Annotated in this window: 11 protein-coding genes; 10 read left to right on the top strand and 1 reads right to left on the bottom strand. The window is 38.7% G+C overall.

What is annotated here, in order from left to right:
- The 9 genes from JJE29_08265 to hydE all read left to right on the top strand — a co-directional run.
- Positions 1 to 762, top strand: a 762-nt coding sequence (locus JJE29_08265) for a transposase (GenBank protein ID MBK5252607.1), incomplete at its 5' end; no start/stop codon positions are given.
- Between the two features lie 232 nt (positions 763 to 994).
- Positions 995 to 1,147, top strand: a complete 153-nt coding sequence (locus JJE29_08260; protein ID MBK5252606.1) for a hypothetical protein — start codon at positions 995 to 997, stop codon at positions 1,145 to 1,147.
- A gap of 37 nt (positions 1,148 to 1,184) precedes the next feature.
- Positions 1,185 to 1,958, top strand: coding sequence for an AAA family ATPase (locus JJE29_08255; GenBank protein MBK5252605.1), 774 nt, complete (start codon positions 1,185 to 1,187; stop codon positions 1,956 to 1,958).
- The gene (locus JJE29_08250; GenBank protein MBK5252604.1) at positions 1,955 to 3,283 is read left to right on the top strand and encodes a nitrogenase; all 1,329 of its coding nucleotides are present in this window, start codon (positions 1,955 to 1,957) and stop codon (positions 3,281 to 3,283) included. The genes JJE29_08255 and JJE29_08250 overlap by 4 nt, the downstream gene beginning before the upstream one ends.
- Positions 3,265 to 4,506, top strand: a complete 1,242-nt coding sequence (locus tag JJE29_08245; GenBank protein MBK5252603.1) for a hypothetical protein — start codon at positions 3,265 to 3,267, stop codon at positions 4,504 to 4,506. Before JJE29_08250 ends, JJE29_08245 begins: the two co-directional genes overlap by 19 nt.
- A complete protein-coding gene (locus JJE29_08240) occupies positions 4,503 to 5,633 on the top strand; it encodes an ABC transporter substrate-binding protein (protein ID MBK5252602.1) in 1,131 nt (376 codons plus the stop codon). Before JJE29_08245 ends, JJE29_08240 begins: the two co-directional genes overlap by 4 nt.
- Before the next feature lie 24 nt (positions 5,634 to 5,657).
- Positions 5,658 to 6,677: an iron ABC transporter permease gene (locus JJE29_08235; protein ID MBK5252601.1), complete on the top strand. Its 1,020-nt coding sequence runs from the start codon at positions 5,658 to 5,660 to the stop codon at positions 6,675 to 6,677.
- Complete coding sequence (locus JJE29_08230; protein ID MBK5252600.1) at positions 6,674 to 7,465, top strand: ABC transporter ATP-binding protein; 792 nt, start codon at positions 6,674 to 6,676, stop codon at positions 7,463 to 7,465. Before JJE29_08235 ends, JJE29_08230 begins: the two co-directional genes overlap by 4 nt.
- A gap of 25 nt (positions 7,466 to 7,490) precedes the next feature.
- The gene (gene hydE, locus JJE29_08225; protein ID MBK5252599.1) at positions 7,491 to 8,528 is read left to right on the top strand and encodes a [FeFe] hydrogenase H-cluster radical SAM maturase HydE; all 1,038 of its coding nucleotides are present in this window, start codon (positions 7,491 to 7,493) and stop codon (positions 8,526 to 8,528) included.
- 60 nt (positions 8,529 to 8,588) lie between these two features.
- Here the strand turns inward: hydE and JJE29_08220 are convergent, their stop codons facing one another.
- Complete coding sequence (locus tag JJE29_08220; GenBank protein MBK5252598.1) at positions 8,589 to 8,972, bottom strand: hypothetical protein; 384 nt, start codon at positions 8,970 to 8,972, stop codon at positions 8,589 to 8,591.
- A 310-nt stretch (positions 8,973 to 9,282) separates the two neighbouring features.
- On the opposite strand from JJE29_08220, the gene JJE29_08215 reads away from it, so the two are divergent.
- Positions 9,283 to 9,428: hypothetical protein (locus JJE29_08215; protein MBK5252597.1), on the top strand; the 146-nt coding region annotated here is incomplete at its 3' end.

The raw sequence follows: 9,428 nt of genomic DNA, 5'->3' as shown, positions 1-9,428 counted from the left end.
GCGAGTTCGACAGGATATTACCATATCATCATGAGAGGCGACAATAGAAATTGGATATTTAAAAAGAGGCAGTATAAACTTGATTTCATGGAAATGCTTGAAGAACAGGAAAAAGAGGCTAGAATAGAAATGGTTGCTTGGAGCATAATGGATAACCATGTTCACTTGGTTCTTAAAGCGGAATTGGATCAATTATCTTTGGCCATGAAGAAAATTAATGTAAAGTTTGCAATGAGATACAACCTGAACGAGAAAATGGTAGGACATGTTTTTCAGGACAGGTTTAAGAGCCAAGCAATAGAGACGGATGAATATCTTTTGCAGGCAATTCGGTATGTGCATAACAATCCAATTAAGGCAAGAATCGCCGAAAAGCCGGGAGACTACAAGTGGAGCAGCTACAGTCAATATATAAACAACGATACCGTCGGCAAAAGACGGCAATTTAAATTCGTGCTTGGTCTTTTTAGCAACAGCATCGATGAGTTTAAGGCATTCCACATGGTCAAGGATGACAACGAGTACCTTGAAATAAAAGAGGACCTAGAAAAATCCAGAGAAGAAAAAGCTCGGGAAATTATCGGCGCGTGTTGCGCAAAACATGAAATAATAGAAGCATATCAGATAAAAGGAAATGAAAGAGTCATGAATGACTTGATAGCTGAGCTGATTGATAAAAGCGGAATGTCATACAGGACGATTGCTCGTTTGCTTGAGATTTCTTATAATACTGTAAGGGAAGCTGGCAGAAATAAGGATTGACAAATAATTACCAAAAGGAGTATAATCTATAATGTAGCAAGGCAATATACAACTGAATGGTTCAGGCTTTCCGAGGTTTCTTGGATGGTCTGTTCTTAAAAACAGCAACCTGACAAAAAAGAGATTTCTGATTTGAAGAGGGAGTGGTGATATATGTATGTGTAAAAATTATAGCTTTCCTTTGTCGCGGAGAGTTTTTTTGTTGTCCGGAAAAGAATAGGGAAGAATAGAAATGGAAATAGCAAGTAGGTCGGAGGTTCTTGAAATACTAGAAATGCCTAGAGATGAATTCTGGATAACGGTAAAGAACGAGGCCAAGGCGGTACATAGGGGAATTGGCGGGGGGCGCAATAACGGGGACCGCGTTTTTTGGGGACACTTTTAAGAAACCTCGAATCTGTCAGAGGAAAGGAGAAAATATTTTGTTAAAAATAGCCATATACGGAAAAGGTGGAATTGGAAAATCCACAACAGCATCCAATATATCAGCTGCATTTGCAAAGAATGGACTTACGGTTATGCAGATTGGTTGCGATCCAAAAGCAGATTCAACAATCAATCTGCATGGTAAAAAGAATGTTTCCACAGTCCTGGATTTAATTCGAAGTAAAGGTAACGCCGTCACCCTTGATGAGATGGTGACCGTTGGATACGAGGGCGTTCTTTGTGTTGAAGCAGGTGGCCCAACGCCAGGGCTTGGATGTGCGGGAAGAGGAATAATCACGGCTTTTGAAGCTTTGGCACAGCGAAATGCTTTTGAAATTTATAAACCCGATGTAGTAATATATGATGTCTTGGGAGATGTTGTCTGCGGAGGCTTTGCAATGCCAATTCGAGAAGGTTATGCAGAGAAAGTTATCATTGTTACCTCTGGCGAGAATATGGCTATCCATGCGGCAGCAAATATTGCCATGGCTGTAGAAAACTTTAAGGAACGAGGATATGCAACTCTTGGCGGTATAATCTTAAATAAAAGAAATGTTGATAAGGAACAAGAAAAGGTCAAAGAACTGGCAATTGATATTAAGACGGATATTATAGGTACTTTGGAATTTAGCAATACGGTTCAAAAAGCCGATAATCTACGCAAAACGGTACTCGAGGCATTCCCTGATAGTGACATGGCGGCATCTTATATAGAGCTTGCTTCATCTGTTATAGCTGCCTGCAATTCATCAGAAAGAGTAAAAGTATGATTAATTTAAGAAATCCTGACATGGCAGAAACACATATAAAAATAAAGAATGCCTCTTCCCTTTCTCCGTTTACTTACGGATTAGAGTATAGTTCACCGGCAAGAGGCACTTGGAACATTGTACATACGGGCATGCTGCTTCCTGAAAGTCATCAAATTTTTGTCTGTGCACAAAACTGTTTAAGAGGCGTGGTACTTACAGCTGCAGAACTTGGTGTTATGAATCGTTTTTCAACAATATCGGTTGATGAAGACACAGTGTTAACCGGGAATTGCGAGGAGATTATTATAAACGGCGTTTCCGATATAGCAGAAAAACTTCCCGTAAAACCAAAGGCGATTTTAATTTTTACCAGCTGTGTTCATAAGTTTTTGAATTCTGATTTGGATTTGGTATATAAAACCCTCAGAAAGAAATATCCTGATATAGGATTTGTGGAATGTTATATGACCCCCATTATGCGTAAAAGCGAGTTGCCTCCCGACCCAACAATGAGACGCCAACTTTATTATATGTTGCAGCCCTCAAAAGACAAAAGCAGAGCAGTAAATTTTATTGGCAATAATTTTGCAACGGATGAATCAAGTGAATTGGTTCAAATGATACGTAGAGGTGGATATGAAATAATGGATATCTGCAACTGCAAAACCTTTAGTGAATATGAAAAGATGTCACAGAGCTGTTTAAATATAACCAATCGTCCGGCAGCAGATGCTGCAGCAAAAGAATTGGAAAACCGACTTTACATAAAACACTTGTATCTGCCTGTCAGCTTTGATTTTAATAAAATTTCTGAAAATCTGCATAGGCTGTCAAAAGAACTTTCTATACCATTACCAGATATAGATAAGCTCAAGGAAAAAGCAACTAACAGTTTAAAGCGTGCCTCGCAAGTACTTAAAAATATGCAAATTGCAATTGATTATACTGCCACAGACAGGCCTTTTGGAATGGCAAAACTACTTTTGCAATACGGTTTTAATGTGATAAGTGTATATGGAGATACATTTTTAGATGAAGAACAAAAAGACTTCGAATGGCTTCAGAAAAATAAAGGTAATTTAGAGCTTATTGGCACCATACATAACCAAATGGCAGTTCTACCACGGAATGCTGCAGTAAATCAAAATGGAAAGATTTTGGCAATAGGGCAAAAAGCCGCATACTTCACTGACACAAAATATTTTGTAAATATTGTAGAGGATGGCGGTTTCTATGGGTTTGACGGTATCTGCAAACTGATGGACCTTATGATACAAGCAACAACAGAGGAAAAAGATGCCGAAAAGCTTATTACAATTAAAGGATTGGGGTGTTGTGTATGAAACTGACGACTCGCGTTCTATCCACATATACGGCCGATATTTCAGGAGTCTGCTCAGCGCTTTATGAGCTTGGAGGAATGACCGTGATGCATGACGCATCAGGTTGTAACTCCACTTATTCAACCCATGACGAGCCGCGTTGGTATACTATGGACAGCATGGTATACATCTCTGCCTTAACAGAGCTTGAAGCCGTTATGGGCGATGATGAAAAACTAATATGTGATATAACTGATTCAGCAAAAAACTTAAAGCCTGCTTTCATTGCAATAGGCGGTACGCCAATCCCCATGATGATGGGAACGGATTTTAAAGGTATTGCCAAAATCATTGAAAAGAGAACAGGTATTCCTACATTTGGGTTTTCCACAAATGGAATGCACTCCTATATAGATGGTATTGCAGTAGCACTGGAGGCCATAGCAGAGCGTTTCTGCACCTTGTCTTGCGTGGCTGCAGATCGCAAGGAGGGAGAACATCCATCGGTTAATTTACTAGGTCTTACACCTCTTGATTTCTCAATTACAGGCAATACAGAAAAAATGATTGATCTTTTTGAAGAAAACGGTTTCCATGTAAATAGCTGTTGGGCAATGGGGAATACACTGAAAGATTTATCCATGGCCGGCAAGGCACATGTCAATGTTGTTGTTTCGGCAAGCGGACTTTTAGCCGCAAAAAAACTAAAGGAAAAATACGGAACACCCTTTGTAGTTGGACTCCCAATAGGGGAAAAATCTGTGAAAAAACTCTTGTCTCTTATTGAACAAGCAGCAAATACGGGTAAAGACTTTTATTTACAAGGAGAAGGGCAAAAGATAAATGCAGATGACAAGCAAGTGCTGATTATTGGAGAACAGGTATTTGCCTCTTCTTTGCGATGTTGCCTTATAGAAGATTTAGGCATGAAAAATGTGGGAACCCTTTGTCCTCTAAATCCCGACAAAAGCTTAATGGGAGAAAATACTCTTTCCTTATTTGAAGAGGATGATATTGCAAAAAAGGTTTTGGAGGCTAAAACGATAATTGCCGATCCCATTTACCGTCGTCTTCTCCCAGCAGATGAGTCAATAACCTTTATAGATATGCCACATGAAGCATATTCGGGAAGGATTTACCACGATGATATGAAAGTGTTTATTGGGGATTCAATCTTTGATGTTTTGCGAGGAAATACCCCTTGCATGCCACCATGTAAGAACAAAAAGGAGAAAATAAAATGAATAGAAAAATTATTTCACTGCTCTTATGTATTGCACTTCTTGCACTACCACTTAGCGGATGCTCATCAGCGGATACCGAGCCGGCTAATGAGGAAGTTGCTTCCACTATTACAATTACAGATGATAATGACAATGTGATTATACTTCCCAGCGATATCAATCGAGTAGTAGTTACCGATATCTACCCATTTGCATCAATTCTTACTATATTTCTTGGCTCTGCCGAAAAATTGGTAGGCATTCATCCTGTATGTATGAGTGCGGCAAAATCAGGACTTCTTAGCGAACTTTTTCCTGAAATTCTAAATGCAGATACCAGCTTTATGACAAGCAACAACTTGAATATTGAGCAGTTATTGAAGCTTAATCCTGATGTTGTATTTTATGGCGCAAATAACCATACTCTTGGTGACACCTTGACAAAAGCGGGTATTGCAGCCGTGGCCGTCTCACCTAGCAAGTGGGATTGTGACGTCATAGAGACATATGATCAATGGGTTTCCATGTTAAGCAAGATTTTCCCTGAAAGAGCTGAAATCTCCGAAAAAGTATCTACATATAGCAAAGAAGTTTATGACAGCATTCAAAAGACTGTAAGCAAAATAGAAGATACAGATAAAAAGAAAATTCTTTTCCTCTTTAAATACGATAAAGCCACAATGATCACATCAGGGAAGAAGTTCTTCGGTCAGTACTGGTGCGATGCTGTTGGCGGCATCAACGTGGGAGAAGTAATCGAAGAAGGGAATTCTATTGCTGCTATAAACATGGAGCAGGTATATGAGTGGAATCCCGATGTCATTTTTATTACAAACTTCACATCCTCACAACCGGAAGACCTTTACAATAACAAAATCGGAGGCGATGATTGGAGCAGCGTGACTGCTGTTAAAAATGGCGAGGTTTATAAGCTTCCCCTCGGTTCTTACAGGGGCTTTACCCCAGGCGCCGATACGCCTGTTATACTTCTTTGGATGGCCCAAAAGGTATATCCAAAGCTTTTTGCAAATGTGGATATGGTAAAGCAAGTCAAAGACTATTACATGAACCTGTATGGTGTAGAGCTTACTGATGAGCAGGTAAATAGAATGTATAATCCTTCTCGAGATGGGGCTGCAGGATTTTAAAATTGATAAGTGGGTGTTAGTCAAATGATATCAAATGAGAGAAAGTGGAATATTAACTGGACTATTAGTATGATTATCGTTATGGTGCTTTCAGCTATGGTTGCCATGACAATAGGCAGATATACCATTTCAATAAAAGAAATACTGGCAGTAGTGTTCCCAAAAATGTTTACCCATGTGGAAGTGTTAAAAACCATGAACACTGTTATTCTAAATGTTCGCATGCCCAGGGTTTTGCTGTCAATGCTTGCAGGCGCAGGACTTGGCATATCTGGGGCAGCCTTTCAGAGTCTTTTTGCAAATCCCCTTGCAACGCCAGATACATTAGGCGTTGCAACGGGTGCATCTTTCGGTGCGGCTTTGGGTATACTGATGGGATTTTCAGGCTTAGGAATTCAAATGACAGCATTGCTGGCAGGAATTGCTGCTGTGACTCTTGTATGCTCCATTAGCAGAATTAACGGAAAATCCAATATACTTATGATTATATTGTCAGGTATAGTAATCAGTGCGCTCTTTTCGGCAATGGTATCCTTAATCAAATATGTGGCAGATCCCCAGGATATTCTTCCGTCAATCACTTACTGGCTTATGGGAAGTATGTCTTCGACGACAAAAGAAACACTGATGCTGGGATCTCCCTTTATTATCATTGGAATTGTTTTGATATTTTTGGTGAGGTGGAAACTCAATGTAATGTCCTTGCCGGAGGATGAGGCAAAATCTCTTGGAATTAATGTAAAACTGGTGCGTGGTATTACGATTTTAGGTGCAACTATGGTAACTGCATCCGTGGTATCCATGTGTGGCCTTATAGGCTGGGTTGGTCTTCTGATTCCCCATATAGCAAGAATGATATTTGGCAATAACAATCAGGCGGTTGTGCCTGCAAGCATCTGTTTTGGAGCTATTTTTATGCTGTGCATTGATACAATTGCACGCAGTGTAACAGCAGCGGAGATTCCTGTTTCTATCTTAACTGCTGTCATTGGAGCTCCATTTTTCATTATTTTACTAAGAAAGACGGGAGGAATTAAATCTTGATATTCGAAGTACGTAACGGTAGTTTTCAATATTCAAAAGAAAAGAAATTGCTGCGCCATATCAATTTTTGCCTGGAAAAGCCACAAGTTCTGTCTGTTCTTGGTGTCAATGGAATCGGTAAAACAACTATGCTTAAATGCATGCTGGGACTTCTTCCTTGGAGCCAAGGAAGTACAATTTTATATGGAACTGATTTAAAGGAAATGTGCTATAAAAAAATTTGGCAAAACATAGGCTATGTACCCCAGGCAAAAACATCGGCATTTTCCTACACGGTAGAGGATATGGTGCTCTTGGGACGCGGTTCGTATCTCGGAGCTTTTGGGCAGCCGGGGAAAAAAGATAGAAAAATAGCCCATGAATGCCTTGAATTAATTGGTATTTCCCATCTGAAGAATAAACTCTGCAATCAAATTAGCGGCGGAGAACTGCAGATGGTACTCATTGCAAGGGCACTTGCCGCCAAACCCTCTTTGCTGGTTTTGGATGAACCTGAATCTAATTTAGATTTTAAAAATCAGATGATTGTTTTAAGTACCATAGAAAAGCTTTGTAAAGAACAGCAGATTTCTACCATTGTCAATACCCACTATCCTGAACATGCAATTGCCATTTCTCAGAAAGCATTACTGCTAAATCAAGATGGCACCAGTCTGTTCGGAGACACTGCTGAAATTTTAAATGAGGATAATTTGCGTCAGGCCTTTGGTGTGAATGTAAAAATTAAAACAATGGTCTTTAAAGAAAAAACACACACCTGCGTAGTCCCAATATCTCTATTGAGTTGATAGTAAAAACGGAGGAAAACAGACAATGAAAAATCTGATCAATAAATTGGCAGAAAAACATATTCTGTCCAAAGATGAGTTTGAACTGCTGATCCAAAATAAAAACAAAGAAACAGAAGATTATCTTTTCGGTAAAGCAAGGGAAACAGCCATCTTGCATTACGGAAAAGATATCTATATACGAGGTATTATAGAATTCACAAATTACTGTAAAAACAATTGTTATTATTGTGGTATTCGCAAGAACAATTTTAATGCACACCGATATCGTTTAACAAAAGAGCAAATTTTGCAGTGCTGTGATGCTGCCTATATACTTGGGTTGCGCACTTTTGTGCTTCAAGGCGGAGAGGATATATATTTTACCGATGAGCGAATTATTGACATAATAAAAGATATCAAAAAAAAATATTCTGACTGTGCCATCACCCTGTCCATCGGAGAAAAAAGCCATGCTTCATATAAGGCTTACTTTGATGCTGGAGCAAACCGCTATCTTCTGCGTCATGAGACTGCAAATGAGTCTCTTTATGCAAAACTGCATCCTAGCGACCAATTGCTTTCAATTCGTAAGCAATGTCTTTATGATTTAAAGGATATTGGTTATCAGGTTGGCGCTGGGTTTATGGTGGGGGCACCTTTTCAAACGGTGGAAAATATTGCTCAAGATTTACTGTTTCTCTACGAGTTACAGCCTGAAATGGTAGGCATCGGTCCTTTCATTCCCCAGCATGACACTTCTTTTGCAGATGAAAAGCCAGGAACAGTTGAGCTTACCGTATTTCTTCTTAGTATAATTAGATTGATGCTCCCTTCTGTACTTCTCCCTGCAACAACGGCTTTGGGAACAATCCATCCGCGTGGTCGGGAGCTTGGAATATTGGCCGGCGCAAATGTTATCATGCCAAATATTTCACCTCAAAATGTGCGAAAAGATTATATGCTTTATGATAATAAAATTGGCACAAAAGACGATGCAGAAGAATCACTGCAAGTACTCAAGGAACAAGTAAAAAAAATTGGATATCGCATAGTTGTGGCACGGGGTGACTATAAATCATAGGCTCTGTTAGACTTTAGTGTTGTTACTCGTATAATTAAAAAGAGAGGGGTGTATTCCTCTCTAAAATGCGGTTTGTGGTATTAACCATAGTTTAAAGTATCGTGTAAATTGAATGCTCGAAATACTTATATTTTCTTTTTCATTGGTTGAATAATCAAACAGATAACCCGAACCAAATTGTTCATTAAAAAGCCACCCTTCATCTTCTAACATCTTTCTAACGAATTCAAAACCATCTTTACTTGTTGTAATATATTGCTTAGATATTGGATTTGAATCATACTCATATAAATCTAAACCTCTTAAACCAAGTTGTACTGTTCCGTTTATAACTTGGACTGGATTTTCCTCTTGCTTTAATATTGGATATGCCCAATCTGCAATTATTATTGTGAATAAGATTAAAAATCCTATGATAATTTTTTTCCATAACTTTTTTTGCATTTTAAACCTCCCCGTAGTATATTTCTGATTATATTATATCAAAAACAATTATACATACAATGGTGTTCGTGTCTTATATAAAAGCACGACGGGGTTACTGCTTTAAACACAATGAATTTGATGGGTTCACAGTTCTTATTTGTTTTGGCAACTGTTCTTGTGTTGCGGCGTGTGAATTGTTATAATTCTACTGTATCAAATCTAGACAAAATTTTTTATAAGATAGGACAACAAAAATGATTCAAGTGGAAATACTTTGCAACCAGTTAGAGAAATTTAGCGCAGAATTGCGGGTAGTATGGAGGAAAAAATGACTGAATTATTAGCTCCGGCAGGAAATATGGAAGCTTTAATAGCTGCAATTTCTAATGGTTGTGATGCAATATACTTAGGAATGCAAAAATTTGGTGCACGTGCATACTCATCTAATTTTGATTTAGAATCATTAAAAGAGGC

The sequence above is a fragment of the Peptostreptococcaceae bacterium genome (assembly GCA_016649995.1).
Classification (GTDB): Bacteria; Bacillota; Clostridia; order Peptostreptococcales; family BM714; genus BM714.
Note: the sequence above shows the minus strand (reverse complement) of the source record. Positions and strands in the feature narration are given on the sequence as shown.